The organism is Streptomyces sp. SPB162 (assembly GCF_029504575.1).
In the GTDB taxonomy this organism is placed as follows: Bacteria; Actinomycetota; Actinomycetes; order Streptomycetales; family Streptomycetaceae; genus Actinacidiphila.
The window spans coordinates 3,402,359-3,426,036 of sequence record NZ_JAQFII010000001.1; the positions used below are offsets into that span (position 1 = coordinate 3,402,359).

The following is a 23,678-nucleotide window of genomic DNA, read 5'->3' on the forward strand; positions in this document are numbered from 1 at the left end:
ACAAACCAATGATCGTCCGCTATCTCCGCGCGTAGACCCATGCGGCGACCGGCCGCACCCCACCAGGAGGCAGCTCCCGACACCCCGTACCCTGACCGCATGAGCAAGTGGAAAGCCACCCACGAGACGCCCGAGCCGCTGGAAGCGAACGACGTCGCGACCGTCCTCGTCGGCACGGCCGTCTGGTTCGTGCTCTTCATCGGGCAGCTCCCCTTCTACGGCTGGTACGCCGACCACGGCCACACCTGGTGGATCTGGACCTGCCTCGCCGGCACCCTGCTCGGCCTCTTCGGCCTCTGGTACGTCCGGGCGCGCAACACCGCCTTGCTCAGGGACGCGCAGAGCGCGCAAAGCACCCAACAGAACGTCCAGTGAACGCGCCGCACGCCACCCCGTAGCCCGAAACGCTCCGTCCGGCGGGTGAACCGGGGGATGCACACGTAGCGTCGGTGCCATGACGGATCGCACGGACAACCGGGTCGTTGCCCGCAACGCCGGCCTGACGAGCGGTGAGGTCGCCGAGCGGGTGGCCCGGGGCGAGGTGAACGACGTTCCGATGCGGTCGTCGCGGTCGGCCACCGAGATCGTCAAGGCCAACGTCTTCACCCGGTTCAACGCCATCATCGGCGTGCTCTTCCTCGTCATCCTCGTGGTCGGCCCCATCCAGGACGGCCTCTTCGGATTCGTCATCGTCGCCAACACGGCGATCGGCATCTTCCAGGAGATGCGCGCGAAGAGGACCCTCGACAACCTCGCCGTCATCGGCGAGTCCAAGCCCACCGTGCGCCGTGACGGGGAGGCCGTCGAGATCCACACCTCCGCGATCGTGCTCGGCGACCTCATCGAACTGGGCCCGGGCGACAAGGCCCTCGTCGACGGCGAGGTCGTCGAGGCCGAGGGGCTGGAGATCGACGAGTCCCTGCTCACCGGCGAGGCCGACCCGGTGCTGAAGAAGGCGGGCGACCGCGTCATGTCCGGCAGCTTCGTCGTCGCGGGCGGTGGCGCGTTCACCGCCACCAAGGTCGGCCGGGAGGCGTACGCCGCGCAGCTCGCCGAGGAGGCGTCCCGCTTCACCCTCGTCGACTCGGAACTGCGCAACGGCATCAGCCGGATCCTCAAGTACGTGACGTGGATGATGGTTCCGACCGCGATCGGCCTGGTCATCAGCCAGCTCGTGCTCGAGAAGCACGACTGGCACGAGGCGGTGCGCCGTACGGTCGCCGGGATCGTCCCCATGGTCCCCGAGGGGCTGGTGCTGCTGACCTCCGTCGCCTTCGCGATCGGCGTCATCCGGCTCGGCCGCAAGCAGTGCCTGGTGCAGGAGCTCCCCGCCATCGAGGGCTTGGCGCGCGTCGACGTCGTCTGCCTCGACAAGACCGGCACCCTCACCGAGGGCGGCATGGACGTCACCGGCCTGCGGCTGCTCGACGGCGCCGAGAAGCCGTACGTCCGGCAGGCGCTCGGCGCGCTGGGCGCCGCCGACCCGCGGCCCAACGCCAGCCTCCAGGCGATCGTCGACGCCTACCCGACGTCGGTGAACGGGGACCGCTGGCACTGCAGCGAGTCGCTGCCCTTCTCCTCCGCGCGCAAGTACAGCGGCGCCGCCTTCGACGAGCCCGGCGGCACCAGCAGCACCTGGCTGCTCGGCGCACCCGACGTCCTGCTGCCCGACGGCCACAGCGCCCTCGCCGACATCGACGAACTCAACGACCAGGGCCTGCGCGTGCTGCTGCTCGCGCGCACCCACCGCGCGCTCGACGATCCGTCCCTCGCCTCCGACGTCGCACCGCAGGGCCTGGTCGTCCTCGAACAGCGGCTGCGCCCCGACGCCGCCGACACCCTGCGGTACTTCGAGGAGCAGGGCGTCCACGCCAAGATCATCTCTGGTGACAACGCCATCTCGGTCGGCGCGGTCGCCGGAAAGCTCGGACTGCCCGGCGCCGAGCGGCCGGTCGACGCCCGCCGGCTGCCCACCGACCGGGACGCGATGGCCGAGGTCCTGGAGGACGGCGCCGTCTTCGGCCGGGTCACCCCGCAGCAGAAGCGCGACATGGTCGCCGCGCTCCAGTCCCGGGGCCACAACGTCGCGATGACCGGCGACGGCGTCAACGACGTACTCGCCCTGAAGGACGCCGACATCGGGGTCTCCATGGGCTCGGGGTCCGAGGCGACCCGGGCCGTCGCGCAGATCGTGCTGCTCAACAACAGCTTCGCCACGCTGCCTTCGGTGGTCGCCGAGGGCCGGCGCGTCATCGGGAACATCACCCGGGTGGCGACGCTCTTCCTCACGAAGACCGTCTACTCGGTGCTGCTGGCGCTGCTCGTCGTCTTCTGGCAGGTGCCGTATCCGTTCCTGCCCCGCCATCTGACGCTGCTGTCCACCCTGACCATCGGCGTCCCGGCGTTCTTCCTCGCGCTCGCCCCCAACAAGGAGCGGGCGAAACCGCATTTCGTGCGGCGGGTGATGCGGTACTCGGCGCCCGCGGGCGTCATCTGCGCGGTGGCGACGTTCGGCGAGTACCTGCTGGCACGCCACCACTACACCGGCGACGGAGCGCTGGACGCCGAGACCAGCAACGCCACCCTCACCCTGTTCCTGATCTCCCTGTGGGTACTGGCCATCGTCGCCCGCCCCTACACGCTGTGGCGGATCTGCCTGGTGCTGGCGATGGCCGCGGGCTTCCTGATCGTGCTGGTCACGCCCTGGTTGCAGGACTTCTTCGCGCTCAAACTGGTGGGGACGGAGGGTCCGTGGGTGGGGGTGGGTGTCGCCCTCGCGGCCGGACTCGTCCTGGAGTTCGTCTGGCGAACGCTCCGCGTCCACGACGGCGACTGACACCCACGCCCCCACTCCCACCCCGCTCCCGCGAGGGTCTACTGCACGAAAGCGGCGGCGTTCTCGGCGGCCCACACCGCGAACGGGCGCGCCGGGTGGCCGGTCAGCTCGTCGACCCCGGTGGTGAGGTCGACCGGGTTGCCGTCACGGGAGCGCCAGTACGCGAGCAGTCCGTCGGCGAACGCGGCGGGCACGTGGTCCGCCATCTCCGCCTTCCAGACCTCGGGGGTGATGGCGTCGACCGCGAAGGGCCGGCCGGTGGCACGGGCGAGCACATCGATCTGCTCGGCGAAGGTGAACGACTCGGCGCCGGTCAGGGTGTACGCACCGCCGCGCAGCGCCGGGTCCTTCAGGACGGCGACCGCCGCTTCGGCGATGTCCGCCTCGTGGATGGCGTCGGTATGCGCGCCGGGGTACGGCAGGCTCACCGTGCCGGTGGTCTTCAGCTGCCAGGACCAGTAGAACGCGTTGCTCGCGAACGCGCTGGGCCGCAGGAACGTGCACGGCAGGGCGGAGGAGGCGAGGGCGTCCTCGACCTCCAGGTGCTGCCGGGCGATGGGGTCGTTCTTCGCGTCGGGGCTGAGCACGGCGGACGAGGAGAGCAGCACCACGTGCTGCACTCCCGCGTCGTTGGCGATCTTGATGAACTCCTCGATGTGCGAGGGGTTGGCGTACAGGAACACGGAGTCGACGCCGGCCAGGGCGTCGGGGAACGTATGTGGTTCCGCGAGGCTCAGCTTCACGTCGGGTACGCCGTCCGGCAGGACGAGTTCGTCGGGATCGCCGGACGCGGCCCGGACTGTGAAGCCCTGTTCGTGCAGGAGGCCGATGAGCGTGGTGCCGACGCGTCCGCGGCTTCCGGTGACGAGGATGGTCATGTCGTGGTCCTTCCGGGTCCGGGCGCCCGGTGCGGGCGCCCCAGAGGGTGGTGTGGTGCGGGGACGGTTCGTCAGTGGTGGTCGTCGGGCTGGGCGTTGCGCGGCATGAGCCACACGAGGCCGATGCTGAGGAGCGCGACGCAGGCGACGACGATCAGGCTGTAGGTCATGGCGTGGGCCTCGTCGTCGGAGGCGAGGGTCTTGAAGTAGACCGTGGTGACGACGGCGGCGCCGATGGCGTTGGCGAGCTGCTGGACGGCGCTGAGGGAGCCGCTGGCGCTGCCGGCTTCCGAGGGGTCGATGTCGCCGATGGTGACGTCGTAGATGGTGCCGAAGCAGGTGCCCATGCCGACGCCGATGATCAGGATCGGGGTGAGCAGCGACCAGGTGCCGAGGTCGGTGCCGTAGGCGTGGACGAGGGCGAGCAGCCAGCCGGTGCCGACCAGGGTGATCAGCAGGCCGATGAGGACGAGGTTGCGTCCGAGCTTGCCGACGAGCTGATAGCAGGCGATGGAGGCGACGACGATGCCGGCGGCGACGGGGGCGAGGCCGAGCGCGGCGCGCATCGGGGAGTAGCCGAGGCCGTTCTGCAGGAAGAGCGAGAGGACGAAGAGCAGGCCGGCGTTGGCGGCGAAGAAGACGATGCCGAGGATGAGGCCGGAGGTGAAGCCGCGGTTCTTGAGCAGCGACGGCTGGATGAGCGGGGCGGCGGCGGTGCGCTGGCGGTGGCAGAACAGGCCGAAGAAGACCAGGCCGGCGGCGAGGGAGACGAACGGGACGAGGGTCCAGCCGTTGGAGGAGCCCTCGATCAGGCCGTAGAGCAGCCCGAGCATGGTGCCGGCGAGCAGGCCGGAGCCGATGCCGTCGACGGCGGTGGCGGAGTCGCCGGTGTCCTTCGGCAGGAGCCGGACGGCGGCGACGATCGCGAGGCCGCCGAGGACGATGTTGATGAGGAACATGGAGCGCCAGCCGGCGCCGAAGAGGTCGGCGTCGATGAGGAAGCCGGCGAGGATCGGGCCGCCGACGGCGGAGATGCCGAGGGTCGGGCCGAAGGCGCTGAACGCCTTGCCGATCTGGTCGCGCGGGAAGACGGCACCGAGGATGCCGAAGCCCTGCGGGATCAGCAGGGCGCCGAAGGCACCCTGGACGAGGCGGGCGACGATGATCGAGGCGGGGCTGAAGGAGAGGCCGCAGGCGATGGAGGCGACGGTGAACCCGGTGAGGCCGATGAGGAAGACGCGGCGGCGGCCGAACTTGTCGCCGAGGCGGCCGCCGACGACGAGCAGGACACCGAGGGCGAGGGCGTAGGCGGCGCCGAGCCACTGGATGAGGGCGGCGCCCCCGTTCAGGTCCTTGCTGATGGTGGGGGCGGCGATGTTGGTGATCGTCGCGTCCAGGAGGTCCAGGACGTCGGCGATGAGGATGACGGCGAGGATGGCCCACCGCCGGTTCGGGGAGACGGTCTCGGGGACCGTCGCAGGGGGAAGTGTGAGTGTGGACATGAGAGCTGGTCTTTCGGAGAGGAGGGCGCGGTCGTTGCCGCGTAGGATGCAACCGCGGCGATCAGATTGCGCCGCGCAGATGTTGCGTCACACACATAAACTTGGAGCATGAAGGACCCGATGTCAAGCCGAAAAGAACTGCTCGCCCGAATCGCCGACGAGAGCCAGCGCCACTACGCCGCCTGGACGGTCTTCAACCAGGCCATGGCCGACCACCTCGGCCTGCACCCCACCGACCTTCAGTGCCTGGGTCTGCTCGGCATGGAGCCGGAGCCGCTCAGCACCGGACGGATCGCCCAGCTGACCGGCCTCACGGCCGGCTCCGCGACCCGGCTCGTCGACCGCCTGGAGAAGGCCCGCCTCGTCGTCAGGACCGCCGATCCCGGCGACCGCAGGCGCGCCCTGGTCGCCCTCGCGCCGGAGGCGATGGCCAGGTTCGCGGAGGCCTGGGACGAGCCCGGCGAGGCCTTCACGGAACTGCTCGACGGGTACAGCGACCGCGACCTCGACGTCATCGCCGACTTCCTGGGCCGCGCCACCGAAGTGGGGCGGACCCAGGCGGCCAGGCTCACCTCAGGTCGTTGAACCCTCCGTAAGCCCTAATCGAACCAACGCGCGCGGGCCAGCTCCTCCGTGCGGGACGAGTCCTCCAGCAGCGCCGCGAGCTCGAAGCGGCGCTGCCACTGCCCCGCGGCCCACGCCAGTCCCGCCGCGACGCCCTCGACGGTCGCGGCGTGCAGGACGCCGTCCACGTAGCGCCAGTCCAGTTCCGTGCCGCCCGCCACCACGAGCTCCTCGTGCTCGACGTACGACCGGGGAGCCGTCGGCAGCAGCTCGTGCACGGCCGCCGGAACCTCATGGGTCTCCCCCTCGGAGACCACCTGGGCGTCGAACGCCTCGCTCAGCCGGCGGACCTGGAACAGCTCCGCCAGATCGCCCGCCCGGTAGGGCGGCACCGGCAGCAGCGGCTGCCCCGCGGCCAGCGGCAGCAGATCCGGGGCGTCCGCGACCAGCGCGTCACCCGCCTCCACGACGCGCACCTCACCGTCGACGACCGCCCGCAGCTCGTCCGGCAGCGTCACCTGCTCCGGATCGAGCGCGGCCAGCGCCGTGTACAGCCGCAGCAGCTGAGCGGCGGTCACCGGGCGGTCCGGGTCGGCCAGCCGCGCCAGCAGCTCGGCCCCGCCGCCCGGCTCGTCGAGCAGCGCGGAGACCGTCGTACGGACACCCAGCGCGCGCAGCACCTGCTCGTCCACGTCGACGTCGGCCTCGTCGTACAGCCCCGCCAGCAGCGGATCACCCCCGGCGGACCGCAGGCCCACCGGGCGGCGGCCGTCCAGCACCGGGTGGTCGCGCAGCCACCAGGCCGAGTAGGCGCGCACCGAGTCGGTCGTACCGTCCGGCAGCAGCACCCGCACGGGCGCGGTGATCGCGTCCCGCAGCGGCGGCCGGGACAGCATGGCCAGCGCCTGCGGCCACGCGTCGTCGTCGACCAGGTCCAGGTCCCGGACCGCGACGATCTCCGTGGCGACCGGCGGGACGTCCGTCTCCGGCAGCCGGTCGAGCACGTCCTCGCACCACACGTCGACGGCGTCCAGCAGGCCCACGTCGTCCGGCTCGGCCCAGTCGCCCTCGCGCGGCTCCAGCTCGTCCGGATCCAGCACCACGTCGGCCGCCCGCACCAGCGCGAACGTCGCCAGCACGCCCACGGCCGTCAGCGGCTGCTCGCCCCAGCGGTCGGCCAGCTCCTGGTCCACGGGGGCGAGTTCGCCCTCCCGCAGCACCTGCTCCAGGGCACTGCCCGGCAGCACCAACTCGCCGGCCGGGGCCAACTCGCCCTCGTCGTCCGGCAGCGCCAGCGCCCCGAGCCACGGCTCCTCCCCCGGCGCGAGACCCGCCGCCCTCACCAGCCCGAGCACGACCTCCGCCAGTTCCTCGGCGTCCAGGGCGTCCTCGTCCCAGACCTCACCCGAATCCAGCGAACCTGCGACGGCCGCCCGCACCTGCGGGGTCGTCAGCACGGCGTTCGGCGTCGCGGACAGCGCGCCCAGCTTCTCCAGCAGCGGATGCACCGCCTCCGGGTCGGCGACCTTCAGCCCCAGCCGGGCCAGCGGCGCGAGGTCCAGCTCGCCGTCGGGCAGCGGCAGCAGCACCTGGCGCGGACCGACGACCGTCCGGCCGTCCGCCAGCGGCACCGGCAGACCCGTCAGCCGGTCGGGATCCGTCCCGGCCAGCGCGTCGTACAGCCTGCGCCACCAGGCGGCCGGGCGCTCGGCGCCCGCCAGCCGGTCGATGGCGTCGGCCAACGACAACCGCGCCACGCCCAGCGCGCGCAGCTCCGGACGGCGCTCCAGGCTCGCCGGCAGCAGCGTCGGGAACACCTCGGCGAGCACGCTGACGGCTTCCGCCTGCGCACCCTCCACGACCTCCGCGTCCACCGGCCGCAGCGCCTCGCCCTCGCCCACCGGGCCGCCGACCCCGCCGTCCCACCGGCCCTCCGCCACCTCGGGTGTGTCGCTCTTCGGCACCGCCACCGCACGCGGCAGGAACGCCGTACGGGGCAGGCCGTCCAGCACCTGCCTGCGCAGCTCCGCGTCCAGCTCGCCCTTGCCCAGCGGCCCCGGCACCAGGTCCACGATGCCCACGCCGACCGGCTGCCAGTCGCGCAGCAGCCGCACATACGTCTCGGCCGCCCGCGCGACCAGGAAGTCCGTCAGCGGACCCGGCGCCGCGTGCCGCCGGCTCGGATCCATCGGGAACGACGCGATCAGCAGCGCCGGCAGCCCCAGCGGCTCGTCCGTCGGCGTCGGGGCGTGCACCACGCCCGCCGTACGCGGCCGGCCCGGCGAACCGTCGCCGTCCACCGGAACCGCCCAGGTCACCGACCACACCGGCCGGAGCCGCTCCTCCACCGGCCGGTCCGCCAGCAGCCCCGCCTCCAGCGGGCCCGCCGCGGACGCCACCCGCCACCGGGTCGCGGCGCCGGCCGCGCTGTCCTCCACGAGGACCGTTCCGTCATCCTGACGTTGCATCAAAGTCCGTACGCCGTCCGGCGTGTCGACCACGACCTCGGACAGCCCCGGCAGCGTCAGCAGCAGCGCGTCGTCGATCCCGGCCAGCAGGCGCGCCGCGAGGTCCGCCGCGGCCCCGTCCCGCAGCGGCAAAACGACGACGGTGTCGTACCCGTCCGGTGCCGAGCCCTCGGCCGGGAACGGCAGCCGGAGCAGCGGCACGTGCCCGTCCCTGCGCCGCAGCTCGTCCGCGAGCCCCGGCGTCTCCGTCGCCAGCGCCCTGGCCTCGGCCAACGACCACCGCACGCCTCCGGCTCGGCCGACGACCGCGGGCTCGTCACTCACCGCCAGCACCGAGGCGAACCCCACGCCGAACCGGCCGACGGTGGCCTCCGTGTCCTCCCGCTTCGCGCTCGCGCGCAGCGTCGACAACGACTCCACACCGGCCGCGTCCAGCGCCGCCCCGGTGTTCGCCGCCGCCAGCACGGCGGGGCTGTCGCCCTCCGCCGCGTGCAGCGTCAGCCGCAGTCGGCCGGGCACCCCGGCGCGCACCGCGGCATCCGCCGCGTTCTGCGCCAGTTCCACGACGAGCCGGTCCCGGTAGCCGCCGAGCGCCAGGTCCTCCTCGGCGTTGGCGTCCTCCCTGAACCGCGCGGCCGACGCCCCCCACGCGTCCAGCACCCCGCGGCGCAGCCGCCCCGTCCCGAACGGATCCGCCGCCCCACCGGTTTCCCGTACCGCCGCTGCGCCGCTCACGTCGGTGTCTCCCTCGCCTCGCGAAATCCCCTGCCTGGGGAAGGTATCGCGTCCGGCCTCGGGCGGGGGTACGGGCAGTTCAGCGCCTGCGGCGGACCGTTCGCCCACCCGCCCGCCCTGATCGCCCACCGGCGGGGCGCGCCCAGGCCAGGCGTGGGCGCGGGCTCGGCACGCCCGCCGGGCAGGCGGCGTTCGCGACCGGTAGGTGGGGGACCTGGTTCACCCCCACGAGGCCTGGACGCGAGGGGCACGGGTCCGGAGGGGTGGGGGTGGACCCGGGGCGGTGGGGCGGGGTGCGTCGGCCCGCGCGGGCCGACGTCCGGTCCCCCAACGGCCTAGGAGTGACCCAGCTCCTCAGCCGGCGTCGACTCCTCCACCGACCCCTGCCGGTCCGGATGCAGCACCAGCGGGTCGACCTCGTTGATCTCGTCCAGTGTCATCGGCGCCGGCACCGGCGTCTTCGGCATGACCGCTGCCTCCGAGTGGCCCCCGCACCCGTACCCGAGCGAGACGACACGCCCGTCCGCCGGCGAGAACTCGTTCGCGCAGATGCCGAAGGCCTGCCGGAGCGAGCCCGCGATCGGGACGAAGAAGCCGCAGCTGAGGCAGTTGGCCGGGGCCGCCTGGGCCATCGGCGTCTGGGGGCCGAACTCCGCCTCCCAGCGGTCGGCCGCGCCGTGCAGGCCGTAGCGGGACAGGACACGCCGACGGCCCATCCCGATTTCGCCGGCGATCGCACCGATGCTGCCGATCGCGGGAAGCGCGGCCGCGGGGCCGGAGAGCTCGGCGTCCTCGGCCTCCACGACGTCGGCCAGTTCCTCGGAGACCACGGAGTTCGGCAGCGGCGCGTCCTCGCCGCTCCAGCCGGGTTCGAGACGGAGGTCGTCGGACTCCGTGGGAAGGAGGTCCCCGGGACCCATGTCACCCGGTCGGAGCCGCTCGCTCCACGGCACCCACTCCGGGGCCAGGACCGAGTCGTCGCCGGGCAGCAGCACGGTCTCGTCGATCGTGATGTTCTTGGCGCGCGAGGCCCTGGTCAGCGTCGTGGCCCAGCGCCACCCGCGATACGCGGGTTCCTTGCAGGCGAAGTAGTGGGTGACGACACGGTCGCCCTCGGCGACGACGCCAAGGTGCTCGCCGACAGATTGCGGCCCGGCGGCCTCCTCTGTCACAGCCAGCGCGACATCGACCGCCTCGGCGCACAGGCGGTCTGGGGTACGGCTTCGCATCGCAGCACTCACAAGAATCGATTCTCTCCGTTACGCCGTCTCACGTGTGCGCCGCCGGAGGCGGGCGGGGGCCGAAACGGAGCGGACCTGCGGACCGCGTCAACGCTTCTTTCCCTACCCGAACGACCTCGGGCGCACCTGTTGGCACCCATTCTGCGCGATCGCACGCTACCCGTGCGCACCGCGTGCGCAAAGGAGGGGGTGAGAGGCAGCTCATTTGGGGCAGGATGGCCTTCGTGGCAAGCGCAGTGACGTCCGGTCCCGGACCCCTCCGGAGGGCAGGACGCGCCCTGGTGAGCGCGGCGCAGCGGTCCGGTGGGGCCGTGCGGCGCCGCATCCGGCGGTCCACGCACGCCCACGGGGCGGGCGAGTCCGGCCTCGCGAAACTGATCGAACTGCACGCGGTCAATTCTGCGGGCGACATGTTGATCACGATCGCTCTCGCCAGCACTGTGTTCTTTTCGGTACCGACCGGCGAGGCGCGCGGCCGGGTGGCGCTCTATCTTCTGGTCACGATGGCGCCATTCGCGTTGCTCGCGCCGGTGATCGGCCCGCTGCTCGACCGGATGACGCACGGCCGCCGCGCCGCCATGGCGATGGCGATGCTCGCGCGTGCCGTGCTCGCCTGGACGATGGCGTCGGTCGTGACGACGGCGGGCCTGGGCCTGTATCCGGCCGCGCTGGGCGTGCTCGTGGCGTCGAAGGCGTACGGCGTGGTGCGCAGTGCCGTCGTGCCCAGACTCCTGCCGGGACGGACGACGCTGGTGAAGGCGAACTCGCGCGTCACGCTCGCCGGGCTGCTGGCCACGGCGATCGCGGCGCCGATCGGCGCCGGGCTGCACATGATCGGGCCGCAGTGGCCGCTGTACGGGGCGTTCGTGGTGTTCGCGGGCGGTGCGCTGCTGTCGATGTCGCTGCCGCACAAGGTGGACTCGGCGAAGGGCGAGGCGAAGGCACGCTTCGCCGAGCTCAGGGCCGCCGACCGGGGCGGTGCGGGCGACGGCGTCGAGCCGCCCGGCGCCGGCCTGCCGGGTGACGGGCGCGAGTCCGGTCGCAAGCCGGGGCTGCTGGGCGTCGGATCGTCCGTGCTGCACGCGCTGCAGGCCAATTCGGGGCTCCGCGCGCTGTCCGGCTTCCTGACGATGTTCCTGGCGTTCCTGCTGCGCGAGCACCCGCTGGAAGGGCTGACCCCGGCGTTCTCGCTCGGCATGGTGGCGGTCGCGGCGGGCGGCGGCAACGCGCTGGGGACCGCGCTCGGGTCCTGGCTGAAGTCCCGCGGCCCCGAGATCATCATCGCGATGGCGCTGGTCGCCGCGGTCACGGCGGCGACCGTGGCCGCGCTCATGTACGGCACCGTGACGCTCGCGGCCGTCGCGGCGGTCGCGGGAATCTCCCAGGCGCTGGGGAAGCTGTCGCTGGACGCGCTGATCCAGCGCGACGTTCCCGAAGAGGTCCGCACCTCGGCGTTCGCCCGTTCGGAGACCGCCCTGCAGCTGTCGTGGGTGGTCGGCGGCGGGCTGGGGATAGTGCTGCCGCTGATCGGTTCGCTGGGGATGGCGGTGGCGGCCGGGCTGGTGCTGGTGGGCTTCGTCCTGTCGGTCCGCGGCCTGATGGGCGCGGCCCGCCGCGGGACGGCCCGCGCGCGCGTGGCGTGACCCGCGGCGCGGCGGGACGCCACGCCGTACCCCCGCGCGGCGGGAGGCCGACCGCCCGGTAGCCTCACCTTCATGAGCATTCGCCGCGCTGCCGCCGCCCTCGGTGCCGTGTCCCTCGGGCTGGTCCTCCTCACCGCTTGTGAGAAGCCGACCCCGCTGGCGACCGTGACCGTGGGCACCAAGACCGTGACCACCGAGGCCACTGACAAGTGCTACGCCGACGGCAAGAAGCTGCCGAGCGCGATCTTCATCGCGTGCCTCAGCGCCGCCCCGAAGCACACGATCACGGTCAAGCCGGGTGAGAAGGTGCGGGTCGGCGTCGACCCGTCCATCGGTGAGAAGGGCTGGCTGATCGCCTCGGGCGTCAACCAGAAGACGGACGTCCTGAAGGACGAGACGTACTGGACGATCACCGAGTCCGCCGGCATCTTCACGGCGAGCGACCCCCAGACCGGCTCCTCGATGCCGCTGAAGAACGCCACGCTGAACATCGTCGGCAGCCCCGACGCCAATTCCGACAACGTCTTCGGTGTCTGGCAGTTCAAGCTGGTGAAGGCCGCGTAACGGGCCGGTCGACGATGCGTGTGCTGGTGGTGACCGCGGTGGCTGCGGAACGGGATGCCGTCGCCGCCGGAGTGCGCGCGGCCGCGCGCACCGCGGTGCACTGCGACGTGATCGCCGCCGGGGTCGGCCCGGCCGCCGCGGCGGCCGGCACGGCCACGGCGCTGGCGCGCGCGACGTCCCCGTACGACCTGGTGGTCTCCGCCGGGATCGGCGGCGGCTTCCAGCCCGCCGCCCCCCTGGGGTCGGTGGCCGTCGCACGGACGATCGTGGCGGCGGACCTGGGCGCGGAAACACCCGAAGGCTTCCTGCCCGTCGCCGAACTGGGCTTCGGGGTGAGCGAGCACCGCCCGCCCGCCGCGCTGGGCGCGGCCGTGGCACAGGCGCTCGGCGCGGTCCACGGACCGGTCCTGACGGTGTCCACGGTGACCGGGAGCGCCGCGCGCGCCGCCGAGTTGACGGACCGCCACCCCGGTGCCGTCGTCGAGGCGATGGAGGGGTTCGGCGTCGCGGAGGCCGCGGCGGCGCAGGGCGTCCCCGTGCTGGAGATCCGTACCGTGTCCAACCCGGTGGGCCCGCGCGACCGCGCGGCCTGGCGGATCGGGGAAGCGCTGGCAGCGCTGACCGAGGCCTTCGGGAAACTCCCGGCGGTACTCGACGGCGAAGACCTGAGGACCTGGGGATCTGAGGACCTGACATGAAGATCGCGTATTCGCCCTGCCCGAACGACACCTTCGTGTTCCACGCGTGGGCGCACGGCCTGGTGCCGGACGCGCCCGCCCTGGACGTGACGTTCGCGGACATCGACATCACCAACACCCTGGCCGAGCAGGGCGCGGAGTGCCCGTACGACGTGCTGAAGGTGTCGTACGCCGTGCTGCCGTGGGTGCTGGACGAGTACGCGCTGCTGCCGTGCGGCGGCGCCCTGGGCCGCGGCTGCGGCCCGCTGGTGCTGACCCGCGAACCCATGAGCCTGACCGGGAAGACCGTCGCGGTGCCGAGCGAGCGCTCGACGGCGTACCTGCTGTTCCGGCTGTGGGCGGCGGCCGAGGTGCCGGACGGAATCGGCAAGGTCGTGGTCATGCCGTTCCACGAGATCATGCCCGCGGTGCGGGACGGCCGGGTCGACGCGGGCCTGGTCATCCACGAGGCGCGCTTCACCTACCAGGAGTACGGGCTGCACAAGCTCGCCGACATGGGCGAGCACTGGGAGGACACCACGGGCCTGCCGATCCCGCTCGGCGCGATCATCGCCAAGCGGTCGCTGGGCGCCGAGAAGCTGGCCGCGCTGACGGACGCGATCCGCACGTCGGTGCGGATGGCGTGGGACGAGCCGACGGCCTCTCGGGAGTACGTGCTCGCGCACTCGCAGGAGATGGATCCGGCCGTCGCCGACCAGCACATCGGGCTCTACGTGAACGAGTTCACCGCCGATCTCGGCGAGGACGGCTACGCGGCGGTCCGCGGACTGTTCACCCGCGCGGCGGCCGAGGGACTGGTACCGCCCCTCGGCCCCACCGCGCTGACGTACTGATCGTCCGGCCTCAGACGTCCAACTGGTCGGCCACCGCGCGCAGCACGCCCGCGATCTTGTGGCCGTGGGTCTTCTCCGGGTACCGGCCGCGCTGCAGCGAGCGGGCGACCTCCTCCAGGAGCGTGGTGAGGTCCTGGACGATGGGCAGCAGCTCGTCCGGCTTGCGGCGCTGCGCGGCCGCGACGGACGGTGCGGGTTCGAGGAGGGTGACGGAGAGCGCCTGTTCGCCGCGCTGTCCGTTCACGACTCCGAACTCCACGCGCTGGCCGGGCTTGAGCGCGGCCACCCCGTCGGGCAGGACCGACGAGTGCACGAAGACGTCGCCGCCGTCGTCGCGGGAGAGGAAGCCGAAGCCCTTCTCGCTGTTGAACCACTTGACCTTGCCGGTAGGCACGTCCGACCTCGTCCTCATCGCTCGTAAAGCCCTCGAAAGGGCCCTGGATAGCAGTGCGGCAGGCCCGTTCCGACCAGACCTGCTCCGTGCTACCAGCCTATTGGCCCGGTGGCCTGTGACAAGACGCCCTGGTCCCCCATCTCTCCGGACCGATCTACCCTGGTGGGGTGACCAACACACCTCACTCCCGGGGGACGACCCCCGCAACGTCCGAAACCCGCGGGGCGGGCGACGTCCTGGTGCGCGTCGGCGCGGTCGTCTTCTTCGTGGGCGCCGTGAGCACGATGGCCACCATGGTTCCGCTCTTCCTCGGTTCCGACCCGCTGCCCACGCCCGCGTACTTCGTGTCGATGCTGATGGGCGCCGGTCTGGCGCTCGCGCTCGGCGGGCTGCTGCGCTCCGCCCTCGCGCAGAAGCGCGCCGTGCGGGAGAGCCGGGGTCCGCGGGAGGGTCAGGCGGCCGCGGGCGCGTAGCTCGCGAACCAGGCGGGAAATTCGGTCAGGCTCCCCAGCACCACGTCCGCGCCGGCCGCCCGCAGCTCCGCCGCGTCGCACGGCCCGGTGGCGACGGCGACCGACAGCGCGCCGGCGGCGCGGGCGCCGCGCACGTCTCCCGTGTGGTCGCCCACGTAGATCGAGGCGCCCCACTCGAGCAGCGCCTCCGCCTTGGCCTCGGCCCAGAGCCAGCCGCGCACCTCGGCGTCGATGCCCAGGTGGGTCAGGTGCAGCTTGGCGTTGGGCTCGTGCTTGGCCGTGACGACGACCGCCCGGCCGCCCATCGCGCGCACGGCGTCGACGGAGGCACGGGCACCGGGCAGCGCGGGCGTCGGCGCGATCGCGTAGTCCGGGTAGAGGGCGCGGTAGCGGTCGGCGATCTCCGCGATCGCGTCGGCCGGGAACCAGTGGGCGAGCTCCTGGTCGAGCGGCGGCCCGAGCCGGGTGACGGCCAGCGCCGAGTCGATGGGGACGCCGGTCTCCGCGGACAGCCGGTCGAAGGCGGCCTTGATGCCGGGCCGGGAGTCGATGAGGGTCATGTCGAGGTCGAAACCGACCGTGATCGTGGGGGATCCGGACGCGGAGGAAGCGGTAGTCATACCGCCATTCTCGCCCCGCCCACCTCGTACTCTCAGCCTCGTCGCCTCGTCGCCTCGGCGCCGCTGCTCCTGGTCGCGGTGCTCGGCCTGGCCGGGGACCCACTGGTCGTCCGGGGCGCGCCGTTGCGTCCAGGGGACGCCGCTTCCGCGGATCACGTCACCGCCTGACGGTTCACCGCCTGACGATCAGGCCCGCCGGCCCCGCCAGGTGCGTCCGGGGGACGCCGCTTCCGCGGATCACGTCACCGCTTGACGGTTCACCGCCTGACGGTCAGGCCCGCCGACCCCGCCAGAACAGGTACAGCGCCGAACCGACGGCCGCCACCCTGACCACCACCGGCAGCCCGTCCCGCAGCGCCTGGCCCATCGTCCCCTGCGGGACCGGCTCGCCCCACTTGCCGGCGGTGCGCCCCCACAGCCAGACGAGCAGGCCGGCCGCGGCCAGGCCGGGAATACCGAACACCGCGAACTTCGCCTGGTTGCGGGAGAGCCGGCGTGCGAAGTACGCGACCAGCCAGCCGAGTCCCAGCGGGACCCACGAGCCCATCACCGCGCCCGCCACCAGCAGCGCGCCGGCCACCAGCAGCATCGGGCTGGCCCGCCCGAGCGGCTCTCGCGCCGCCCGGCCCCGCCACGGCAGCCGCCGGCGCGGGGCGGCCTCCTCGGCCTCGTCCTCCTCCCGCGCCTCTTCCGGCGGCTCGGCCTCCTCCTCGACGTCCTCCTCCTCGACCTCCTCGTCGAAGTCGAAGTACACCCGGCCCGTCATGCCGGGCAGGCCCGTCAACTCGTCTTCCAAGTCGACCACGGGCTCGTCCGGCGCGTCCGCCCGCTGCTGCGGGATCTTCCGGAACGACGCCTGCCGCGTCGGCACCTGCGGCATCCCGGCCGCGGCTTCCACGACCTCGTCCGGCGACCCCAGCCGCCCCAGGATCCGCCGCACCGCCGCCGGGCTGTCGCCCCCGACTCCGGCCCCGCTGACGCGCTCGCGGTCGATATCGCTGCGCAACCGCGCCACGAGCCGCATGCGTTGGGCCGCGGGCAGCGTCGTCTGTGCCAGGTCACCCACCCGGCTCAAGTAGTCGAACACGAGCTGATCGCTCTCGACACCCATCCACCCCACCCGCCCGAACGCCGTGCTCCACCGCTCACTCGAAGGTACCGCGCCGCCTCCGGCGGGGTCCGAATATCAACGCCCCCGCCCCCGAACGGCCGTACGCGCCCCCGCCTCCGGCGGGGGTCCGGACAGCCGCCTACCCGCGCCACCGTCACGCCTGCGGCGGGCTCTTGCCCACCCACCCGCCCTTATCGCCTACCGGCGGGGCGGGCGGCCGCCCGGGGGCCGGCTGCGCCGCGCGCCTCGGGCGGAGGTTCGGATACGCGAGCACCCGCGGCACCCCTGCGCCTGCGGCGGGCTGTTCCCCACCCACCCGCCCCTATCGCCTACCGGCGGGGCGGGGCGGCCGCCCGGGGGCCGGCTGCGCCGCGCGCCTCCGGCGGACGTTCGGATACGCGAGCACCCGCGGCACCCCTGCGCCTGCGGCGGGCTGTTCCCCACCCACCCGCCCCTATCGCCAACCGGCGGGGCGGGCGGCCGCCCGGGGGCCGGCTGCGCCGCGCGCCTCCGGCGGACATTCGGATACGCGAGCACCCGCGCCACCCCTGCGCCTGCGGCGGGCTGTTCCCCACCCACCCGCCCCTATCGCCTACCGGCAGGGCGGGGCGGGCGGCGCCCCGAGGCCGCCGGCTGCGCGGGCGCGCGCCTCCGGCGGAGGGCCGGGGACGCGGGTGGGCGCCCCGCGCCGGCCGCGCCGCCCGCCTTCGACGGGGGCCCGGATACACGGGGGCCGTGCGCCGGCGTCACGGGAGGGGTTTCGCCATGCTGCCGAGGTGTTCGTGGGCCGCCTGGAGGCAGCCCCGGCCGAAGGGCGGGGGATCGTGCGTGGGGGATTTCGAAGGTTCGTCCCGGAAGCCCCGGTGCCCGCACCTCCACCGCCTGCCCCGGGGACCGGTAATGTGGGACGGATGACCACTGAGCAGCCGGGCACGCCCGGCACGCCCGGCAAGCCCGGCGGCACGCCGAGCGGCACGCCGCCCCGCACGTTGGCGGAGGATCTGCGCGCCCGGGGTGACGACGCGCTGGCCGCGCTGCTGCGCGCGCGGCCGGACCTGCTCAGCCCGGTTCCGAACGACCTGACGCAGCTCGCGACCCGCGCCGCCACCCGCGCGTCCGTCGTGCGGGCGCTGGAGCGGTTGGACCGCTTCACGCTGCAGACCGCCGAAGCCCTCGCCGTCATGCCCGACGGCGGCCCCTGCGCCGTGCTCCGGGCGCTGATGACCGGCGACGCCGGGGACGATGTCACCGACGACGCCCTCCCGCACGCCGTGGAGACCCTGCGCGCCCAGGGGCTGGTGTGGGGCGGTGCGGACCGGTTGCGGCTGGTGCGCACGGCACGTGACCTGCTCGCGCCGTCGGCGTCCGTACCGTCGCCCACCGGCCTGGGGCCGTCCGTCGCGGAAGCGACGTCCGGTATGTCGCCCGCCCGGCTGCAGGAGATCCTCGCCGACGCGGGCCTGCCCGCGACGCACGACCCGATGAGCGCGGTCGCGGCGCTGGCCGGGCTGTTCAGCGACCGCAAGCGGATGAAGAAGCTGCTGGCGACGGCGCCGGAGGGCGCCACCGCCGCGCTCGGCAAACTGGCGTGGGGCCCGCCGTACGGCGAGGTCGGCGACGCCATCGCGCCGGTGCGGGCCGCCACCGCGACCACGCCCGTGCAGTGGCTGCTGGCCCGGGGCCTGCTGCTGCCCGCCGGGCAGCACAACGTCGTACTCCCCCGCGAAGCGGCCCTGCACCTGCGGGCGGGCCGCGCGCACCGCACCGTCGAGCCGGCGCCGCCTGCCGTCCCGCCCGTCGAGCACTCTCCACAGGCTGTGGACGGCACCGCGGCCGGCCAGGCGTTCAACGCCGTCCGCACCGTCGAGGAACTGCTCAAGGCGTGGGCGACCGGCGGCCCGGCCGTGATGCGGGCCGGCGGCATCAGCGTCCGCGAGCTGAAACGCGTCGCGACGGAGCTGGACGTGTCCGAGGCGATGGCCGCGTTCTGGTTGGAGCTGGCGTACGCGGCGGGACTGCTGGCCTCCGACGGCGAACTGGACGAGGCGTACGCGCCGACACCCGCGTCGGACGACTGGCTCCGGCTACCGGCGCAGGACCGCTGGACGGCGCTTGCCACGGCCTGGCTCTCCGCCACCCGCACCGCGGGCCTGGTCGGCAGCCGCGATGCCAAGGGCCGGGCGCTGTCCGCGCTCGGGCCCGATCTCGACCGCTCCCTCGCGCCCGAGGTCCGGCGGCGCGTGCTGGAACTGCTCGCCGCGCTGCCCGAGGGAGCTTCCGCCGCCCCGGCGGCGCTGCTCGACCGGCTGCGCTGGGACCGGCCGCTGCGCGGCGGCGCGGGCACGGACGCGCTGCGCGCGGAACTGCTGCGCTGGACCGTCAGCGAGGCCGAGCTCCTCGGCCTGACCGGCCGCGGCGCCCTCGCCGGGCACGCCCGCCCGCTGGTCGAACCGGCCCCGACAGTGCCCCGCGGCCGCCGCGACGGCGCGCCCACGCCCGATGCCGAAGCCGCGTCCCGCCTCGCGCCGCTCCTCCCCCAGCCACTCGACCATGTGCTGCTGCAGGCGGACCTCACCGCGGTGGCGCCCGGCCCGCTGGAGGCGCCGCTCGCGGAGATGATCGGCGTGCTGGCCGACATCGAGTCCAAGGGCGGGGCGACGGTGTACCGGTTCACGCCGGAGTCCGTGCGCAGGGCGCTCGACGCCGGGCGGACCGCCGCCGACCTGCACGCCTTCCTCGCCGAGCACTCACGGACGCCGGTCCCGCAGCCGCTCAGCTACCTGATCGACGACGTGGCCCGCCGGCACGGCCGGCTGCGGGTCGGCGCCGCCTCCGCGTACCTGCGGTGCGACGACGACGCGCTGCTCACCGAACTGCTCGCGGACCGCCGGGCCGCCGGCCTCGGCCTGCGCCGGCTGGCTCCGACCGTCCTCGCCGCCCAGTCCGCGCCGGAGGCGCTGCTGGAGCGGCTGCGCGCGATGGGCTTCGCGCCGGCCGCCGAATCCGCCGACGGCGATGTCGTCATCACCCGCGCCGACGCCGTCCGCACCCCCCGGCGGTCCGCGCCCACACCCGTCGCCGACGGACCGCCGATCCCGGACGGCACACTGCTCGGCGCCGCCGTCAAGGCGATCAGGGCCGGCGACCGGGCCTCCACCGCCGTGCACCGCGAGAGCATCCCCGCTCCCGCGGCCGACGGCAGGCTGCCGCGGACCGCCGCCGCGGAGACCCTCGCCACGATGCAGGCCGCCGTTCTGACCGGCGACTCGCTGTGGATCGGCTACGTGAACGCGGACGGCGCGGCGAGCCAGCGCGTCATCGGCCCGGTGCGGGTCGAGGGCGGCTTCGTCACCGCTTACGACCACACCGCCGACGAGGTCCGCACGTTCGCCCTGCACCGCATCACCGGTGTCTCGGAACTGGCGGAAGACCCGGCCTGACCGCGACGGTCAGGCCGCCTCGCGCCTGCGCAGGCGCCGCCGCCCACCGCGTTCCCCGCCGGACCCGGGCTCGGACTCCGACTCGGACGGCCGGCGCCGCTGCCACCAGTGGTGGCGCCGCGGATGCAGAGCCCGGCCCAGCCGCCGGCCGAGCAGCAGATAACCGATCAGCGCGCCGGTGGTGTTGAGGATGACGTCGTCGACGTCGAAGGCCCGGCCCTCGACGATCGCGCCCTGCGCCGCCTCGACCAGCACCATCACCAGAGCGGTCACGAACACCACCCGCAGCAGGCCGCGGGCCTTCGGCACCAGCACCGGCAGCAGGATCCCGAACGGCACGCCCAGGACCAGGTTTCCGCCGATCTGCTTCACCGTGTCGCGGAACGCCGGCTGGTCGATGTACTGCCGGATGGAGTCACCCGGCCGCAGGTTCGTGTGGATGAGCTTGACGGACGCGGGCGACGGCTGGAGCGTCAGCTTCGCCAGCACCACGGCGAAGCCGACCATGCAGACGAAGGCCAGCAGCATCACCAGCGTCCGGACCAGCGCGGCGCCGAAGGAACGGCGAGGACGGGCGTCGTCCTGTGCCTCGTGGACGGGCCGGGGCTCCGGTTTCACCTTCGGCTTCGACGCCGGCTTCCGTGTGGTGTTCCACACGGGCTTCCAGGACGCGGGCTTCCATCGGGCCGCCTTCGCGGCCGGCTTCCGCGGGCGCTTGGCCCGCAGCCGGTCTCGGGCCGGCCGGAACAGATCCGTGCGGGTCATGTGTTCCCCCCATTCAGGTCGGAGTGGCGTCTACCCGCTGGCGGCCACCGTACGCGGTGGCCGCCACTGCCGATGGCCGGGATGCGCGACACTGGAGGCTTGCCTCCATCACGAACCGAAGGGTGTGGCACTTGAACAACGGGCCTCTCATCGTCCAGAGCGACAAGACGCTGCTCCTCGAGGTCGACCACGAGCGCGCGGACGCGTGCCGGCGCGCCATCGCCCCGTTCGCGGAGCTGGAGCGTGCTCCCGAGCACATCCACACCTACCGGCTGACCCCGCTCGGCCTGTGGAACGCCCGGGCCGCCGGGCACGACGCGGAGCAGGTCGTGGACGCGCTCGTCGCGTTCTCCCGCTACCCCGTCCCGCACGCGCTGCTCGTCGACGTGGCCGAGACGATGGACCGTTACGGCCGGCTCACCCTCAGCAAGCACCCCGTCCACGGCCTGGTGCTGACCAGCACCGACCGGCCGGTGCTGGAGGAGATCCTCCGCTCGAAGAAGGTCCAGCCGCTGGTCGGTGCCCGGCTCGACCCGGACACCGTCGTCGTGCACCCGTCCGAGCGCGGTCAGATCAAGCAGACGCTGCTGAAGCTGGGCTGGCCCGCCGAGGACCTCGCGGGGTACGTCGACGGCGAGGCGCACCAGATCGACCTCAAGGAGGACGGCTGGGCGCTGCGCCCGTACCAGCAGCAGGCCGTCGAGGGCTTCTGGCACGGCGGCTCCGGCGTCGTGGTGCTGCCCTGTGGCGCGGGGAAGACGCTGGTCGGCGCCGGTGCCATGGCGACCGCCAAGGCGACGACGCTGATCCTCGTCACCAACACCGTCTCGGCCCGGCAGTGGAAGCACGAGCTGATCAAGCGGACCTCGCTCACGGAGGAGGAGATCGGCGAGTACAGCGGCACCCGCAAGGAGATCCGGCCGGTCACCATCGCCACGTACCAGGTGCTGACGACCAAGCGGAAGGGCGTCTACGCGCACCTGGAGCTCTTCGACTCGCGGGACTGGGGCCTGATCGTCTACGACGAGGTGCACCTGCTGCCCGCGCCGGTCTTCAAGTTCACCGCCGACCTGCAGGCGCGGCGCCGGCTGGGCCTGACGGCCACGCTCGTGCGGGAGGACGGGCGCGAGTCCGACGTCTTCTCCCTCATCGGGCCGAAACGTTTCGACGCGCCGTGGAAGGAGATCGAGGCGCAGGGTTACATCGCGCCCGCCGACTGCGTCGAGGTCCGCGTCAACCTCACCGACACGGAGCGGCTCGCCTATGCGACGGCCGAGCCTGAGGAGAAGTACCGCTACTGCGCGACGACCGCGTCGAAGCGGCGGGTGACGGAGGCGCTCGTCGCGAAGCACGCGGGCGAGCAGACCCTGGTCATCGGGCAGTACATCGACCAGCTGGACGAGCTGGGAGAGCACCTCGACGCCCCGGTGATCAAGGGCGAGACGTCCAACGCCCAACGCGAGAAGCTCTTCGACGCCTTCCGGCAGGGCGAGATCAGCGTGCTCGTGGTCTCCAAGGTCGCGAACTTCTCGATCGACCTGCCGGAGGCGACGGTCGCGATCCAGGTCTCGGGCACGTTCGGCTCCCGCCAGGAGGAGGCGCAGCGGCTCGGACGCGTGCTGCGCCCGAAGGCCGACGGCCACGAGGCGCGCTTCTACTCGGTGGTGGCGCGGGACACGATCGACCAGGACTTCGCGGCGCACCGGCAGCGGTTCCTGGCGGAGCAGGGCTACGCCTACCGGATCATGGACGCGGATGAGCTGCTGACGTAACCCGGGCGGATCCGCGAGCGGATTCTCGGGCGGAATCTCGGGCGGATCCGCCCCGCCGGAGACGGACGGCCACCGCCGCCAGGAGCACCAGGCCCATCAGCGGGTACGGGGACGCGAGGGGCTGCTGCCACCAGGCGAGGTGGAGATCGAGGTCACCGTCGTGCGGGGTGAGCCACATGCTGCGGCCGGCGAAAGCGGCGCCGGCCGCGAGGACCGCGGCGCGGCGCAGCGGGCGGCCCCGGGTGTGGGCGGCGAGCAGGACAAGGAGCGGGACGCACCACACCCAGTGGTGCGACCAGCTGATCGGGGAGACGAGGAGCGCGGTGACGGCCGCGCAGAGCACGCCCCACGCCTCGAACCCGCGGCGGGCGGCGCGGACGGCGACGGCCAGCCCCGCGCCGGTGGCGAGAGGGCGGCTACCGCCACCCAGGCGGGGCCGGGGTGCGGAGTGTGCAGGAGGCGGGCGACCAGGCCCTGCAGGGACTGGTTGTCGACGATCCAGGCCTTGCCGACGCGGTCGGTCTCGTACAGGCGCGTGGTCCAGAAGTCGACGGACGCGACGGGCAGGACGGCGACCCCGACCAGGACGGTGCCGGCGAAGGCGCAGACCGCGGTGGTGGCCTCGCGGGTGCGGCCGGTCAGGGCGAGGTAGACGGCGAAGATCGCGGGCGTGAGCTTGATCCCCGCGGCGATGCCGACGGCGAAGCCCTTGCCGCGGGCGCCGTCGGGCCGGGACAGGTCCCACAGGACGAGGACCGCCAGCGCCAGGTTGATCTGGCCGTAGACGAAGGTCTGGAACACGGGTTCCAGGCACAGGGCCCCTGCCGGCAGGGCGATCAGCGCGGCCGGGTGCCCGGCGCCGCGGGGGCGGCCCGTACAGCGCAGCGACAGATGGGTGAGCGTGGCGAGCAGCCCGAGGTTGCCGAGGACGAAGCCGCCGCGCAGGGCGCCGAGGGGCAGCCACGTCGTGGGCACGAAGAGCAGCGCCGCGAAGGGCGGGTAGGTGGCCGGGAGGTTCCACCGGGTGACGCGGAAGCCGTAGAGGTCCTGGCCGGAGGCGACGGCGGCGCCTTCGGCGCGGTAGACGAGCAGGTCCGCCATCGGGACCGGATACGCCGAGAAGAAGAACGCGTACCCGGCG

At 73.5% G+C, this 23,678-nt stretch carries 18 protein-coding genes and 1 pseudogene; 10 read left to right on the top strand and 9 right to left on the bottom strand.

Annotation, left to right across the window (positions count from 1 at the left end):
• Positions 1–99 precede the first annotated feature (99 nt).
• Both M2266_RS15410 and M2266_RS15415 read left to right on the top strand, forming a co-directional pair.
• The gene (locus M2266_RS15410; protein ID WP_277438715.1) at positions 100–375 is read left to right on the top strand and encodes a DUF2530 domain-containing protein; all 276 of its coding nucleotides are present in this window, start codon (positions 100–102) and stop codon (positions 373–375) included.
• Positions 376–454: 79 nt separating this feature from the next.
• Positions 455–2,836, top strand: a complete 2,382-nt coding sequence (locus M2266_RS15415) for a cation-translocating P-type ATPase (protein WP_277438716.1) — start codon at positions 455–457, stop codon at positions 2,834–2,836.
• 38 nt (positions 2,837–2,874) lie between these two features.
• Here M2266_RS15415 and M2266_RS15420 read toward each other — a convergent pair whose 3' ends face one another.
• The gene (locus M2266_RS15420; RefSeq protein WP_277438717.1) at positions 2,875–3,714 is read right to left on the bottom strand and encodes an NAD(P)H-binding protein; all 840 of its coding nucleotides are present in this window, start codon (positions 3,712–3,714) and stop codon (positions 2,875–2,877) included.
• A gap of 71 nt (positions 3,715–3,785) precedes the next feature.
• Positions 3,786–5,216 carry an MFS transporter gene (locus tag M2266_RS15425; protein WP_277438718.1) on the bottom strand — a complete coding sequence of 477 codons (1,431 nt, stop codon included), beginning with the start codon at positions 5,214–5,216 and terminating at the stop codon, positions 3,786–3,788.
• A gap of 120 nt (positions 5,217–5,336) precedes the next feature.
• Here M2266_RS15425 and M2266_RS15430 point away from each other — a divergent pair, with 120 nt between their 5' ends.
• Complete coding sequence (locus tag M2266_RS15430) at positions 5,337–5,801, top strand: MarR family transcriptional regulator (protein WP_277438719.1); 465 nt, start codon at positions 5,337–5,339, stop codon at positions 5,799–5,801.
• Positions 5,802–5,815: 14 nt separating this feature from the next.
• On the opposite strand, the gene M2266_RS15435 is transcribed toward M2266_RS15430, so the two are convergent.
• Positions 5,816–8,983, bottom strand: a complete 3,168-nt coding sequence (locus tag M2266_RS15435) for a molecular chaperone Hsp90 (RefSeq protein ID WP_277438720.1) — start codon at positions 8,981–8,983, stop codon at positions 5,816–5,818.
• Between the two features lie 335 nt (positions 8,984–9,318).
• Entirely contained in the window at positions 9,319–10,212 is an 894-nt protein-coding gene (locus M2266_RS15440) for a DUF3027 domain-containing protein (protein ID WP_277438721.1), read from the bottom strand.
• Between the two features lie 227 nt (positions 10,213–10,439).
• Here M2266_RS15440 and M2266_RS15445 point away from each other — a divergent pair, with 227 nt between their 5' ends.
• From M2266_RS15445 to M2266_RS15460, 4 genes are all read left to right on the top strand, one after another.
• Positions 10,440–11,867, top strand: a complete 1,428-nt coding sequence (locus M2266_RS15445; protein ID WP_277438722.1) for an MFS transporter — start codon at positions 10,440–10,442, stop codon at positions 11,865–11,867.
• Positions 11,868–11,939: 72 nt separating this feature from the next.
• Positions 11,940–12,431 (top strand): hypothetical protein, encoded by a 492-nt coding sequence (locus tag M2266_RS15450; RefSeq protein WP_277438723.1) that lies wholly within the window; start codon positions 11,940–11,942, stop codon positions 12,429–12,431.
• Positions 12,432–12,445: 14 nt separating this feature from the next.
• On the top strand, positions 12,446–13,129 hold the full coding sequence (locus M2266_RS15455) for a futalosine hydrolase (RefSeq protein WP_277438724.1): 684 nt from the start codon (positions 12,446–12,448) through the stop codon (positions 13,127–13,129).
• The gene (locus M2266_RS15460) at positions 13,126–13,962 is read left to right on the top strand and encodes a 1,4-dihydroxy-6-naphthoate synthase (RefSeq protein WP_277438725.1); all 837 of its coding nucleotides are present in this window, start codon (positions 13,126–13,128) and stop codon (positions 13,960–13,962) included. The genes M2266_RS15455 and M2266_RS15460 overlap by 4 nt, the downstream gene beginning before the upstream one ends.
• A 10-nt stretch (positions 13,963–13,972) precedes the next feature.
• Here M2266_RS15460 and M2266_RS15465 read toward each other — a convergent pair whose 3' ends face one another.
• Complete coding sequence (locus tag M2266_RS15465) at positions 13,973–14,356, bottom strand: cold-shock protein (RefSeq protein ID WP_138358916.1); 384 nt, start codon at positions 14,354–14,356, stop codon at positions 13,973–13,975.
• A 167-nt stretch (positions 14,357–14,523) separates the two neighbouring features.
• Here M2266_RS15465 and M2266_RS15470 point away from each other — a divergent pair, with 167 nt between their 5' ends.
• Positions 14,524–14,829, top strand: a complete 306-nt coding sequence (locus tag M2266_RS15470) for a hypothetical protein (protein ID WP_277438726.1) — start codon at positions 14,524–14,526, stop codon at positions 14,827–14,829.
• On the opposite strand, the gene M2266_RS15475 is transcribed toward M2266_RS15470, so the two are convergent.
• Positions 14,808–15,449 carry an HAD hydrolase-like protein gene (locus M2266_RS15475; RefSeq protein WP_277438727.1) on the bottom strand — a complete coding sequence of 214 codons (642 nt, stop codon included), beginning with the start codon at positions 15,447–15,449 and terminating at the stop codon, positions 14,808–14,810. The two genes, M2266_RS15470 and M2266_RS15475, sit on opposite strands and share 22 nt — an antisense overlap.
• Before the next feature lie 271 nt (positions 15,450–15,720).
• Positions 15,721–16,560: a hypothetical protein gene (locus M2266_RS15480; RefSeq protein ID WP_277438728.1), complete on the bottom strand. Its 840-nt coding sequence runs from the start codon at positions 16,558–16,560 to the stop codon at positions 15,721–15,723.
• A gap of 911 nt (positions 16,561–17,471) precedes the next feature.
• Between M2266_RS15480 and M2266_RS15485 the strand changes: the two genes are divergently transcribed.
• Positions 17,472–20,000 carry a helicase-associated domain-containing protein gene (locus M2266_RS15485; RefSeq protein ID WP_277438729.1) on the top strand — a complete coding sequence of 843 codons (2,529 nt, stop codon included), beginning with the start codon at positions 17,472–17,474 and terminating at the stop codon, positions 19,998–20,000.
• Positions 20,001–20,009: 9 nt separating this feature from the next.
• Here M2266_RS15485 and M2266_RS15490 read toward each other — a convergent pair whose 3' ends face one another.
• Positions 20,010–20,765 (bottom strand): VanZ family protein, encoded by a 756-nt coding sequence (locus M2266_RS15490; protein ID WP_277438730.1) that lies wholly within the window; start codon positions 20,763–20,765, stop codon positions 20,010–20,012.
• A gap of 131 nt (positions 20,766–20,896) precedes the next feature.
• Between M2266_RS15490 and M2266_RS15495 the strand changes: the two genes are divergently transcribed.
• Positions 20,897–22,537, top strand: a complete 1,641-nt coding sequence (locus M2266_RS15495; RefSeq protein ID WP_277438731.1) for a DNA repair helicase XPB — start codon at positions 20,897–20,899, stop codon at positions 22,535–22,537.
• Here M2266_RS15495 and M2266_RS15500 read toward each other — a convergent pair.
• A pseudogene (locus M2266_RS15500) lies at positions 22,509–23,638 on the bottom strand (glycosyltransferase 87 family protein). The gene M2266_RS15495 and the pseudogene M2266_RS15500 sit on opposite strands and share 29 nt — an antisense overlap.
• Positions 23,639–23,678 lie beyond the last annotated feature (40 nt).

What these genes read in the sequence shown, in the direction of transcription:
- M2266_RS15410 (WP_277438715.1), top strand. Translation starts at nt 100, where the DNA reads ATGAGCAAGTGGAAAGCCACCCACGAGACGCCCGAGCCGCTGGAAGCG.
- M2266_RS15415 (WP_277438716.1), top strand. Translation starts at nt 455, where the DNA reads ATGACGGATCGCACGGACAACCGGGTCGTTGCCCGCAACGCCGGCCTG.
- M2266_RS15420 (WP_277438717.1), bottom strand. Translation starts at nt 3,714, where the DNA reads ATGACCATCCTCGTCACCGGAAGCCGCGGACGCGTCGGCACCACGCTC.
- M2266_RS15425 (WP_277438718.1), bottom strand. Translation starts at nt 5,216, where the DNA reads ATGTCCACACTCACACTTCCCCCTGCGACGGTCCCCGAGACCGTCTCC.
- M2266_RS15430 (WP_277438719.1), top strand. Translation starts at nt 5,337, where the DNA reads ATGTCAAGCCGAAAAGAACTGCTCGCCCGAATCGCCGACGAGAGCCAG.
- M2266_RS15440 (WP_277438721.1), bottom strand. Translation starts at nt 10,212, where the DNA reads ATGCGAAGCCGTACCCCAGACCGCCTGTGCGCCGAGGCGGTCGATGTC.
- M2266_RS15445 (WP_277438722.1), top strand. Translation starts at nt 10,440, where the DNA reads ATGGCCTTCGTGGCAAGCGCAGTGACGTCCGGTCCCGGACCCCTCCGG.
- M2266_RS15450 (WP_277438723.1), top strand. Translation starts at nt 11,940, where the DNA reads ATGAGCATTCGCCGCGCTGCCGCCGCCCTCGGTGCCGTGTCCCTCGGG.
- M2266_RS15455 (WP_277438724.1), top strand. Translation starts at nt 12,446, where the DNA reads ATGCGTGTGCTGGTGGTGACCGCGGTGGCTGCGGAACGGGATGCCGTC.
- M2266_RS15460 (WP_277438725.1), top strand. Translation starts at nt 13,126, where the DNA reads ATGAAGATCGCGTATTCGCCCTGCCCGAACGACACCTTCGTGTTCCAC.
- M2266_RS15475 (WP_277438727.1), bottom strand. Translation starts at nt 15,449, where the DNA reads ATGACTACCGCTTCCTCCGCGTCCGGATCCCCCACGATCACGGTCGGT.
- M2266_RS15480 (WP_277438728.1), bottom strand. Translation starts at nt 16,560, where the DNA reads ATGGGTGTCGAGAGCGATCAGCTCGTGTTCGACTACTTGAGCCGGGTG.
- M2266_RS15485 (WP_277438729.1), top strand. Translation starts at nt 17,472, where the DNA reads ATGACCACTGAGCAGCCGGGCACGCCCGGCACGCCCGGCAAGCCCGGC.
- M2266_RS15490 (WP_277438730.1), bottom strand. Translation starts at nt 20,765, where the DNA reads ATGACCCGCACGGATCTGTTCCGGCCGGCCCGAGACCGGCTGCGGGCC.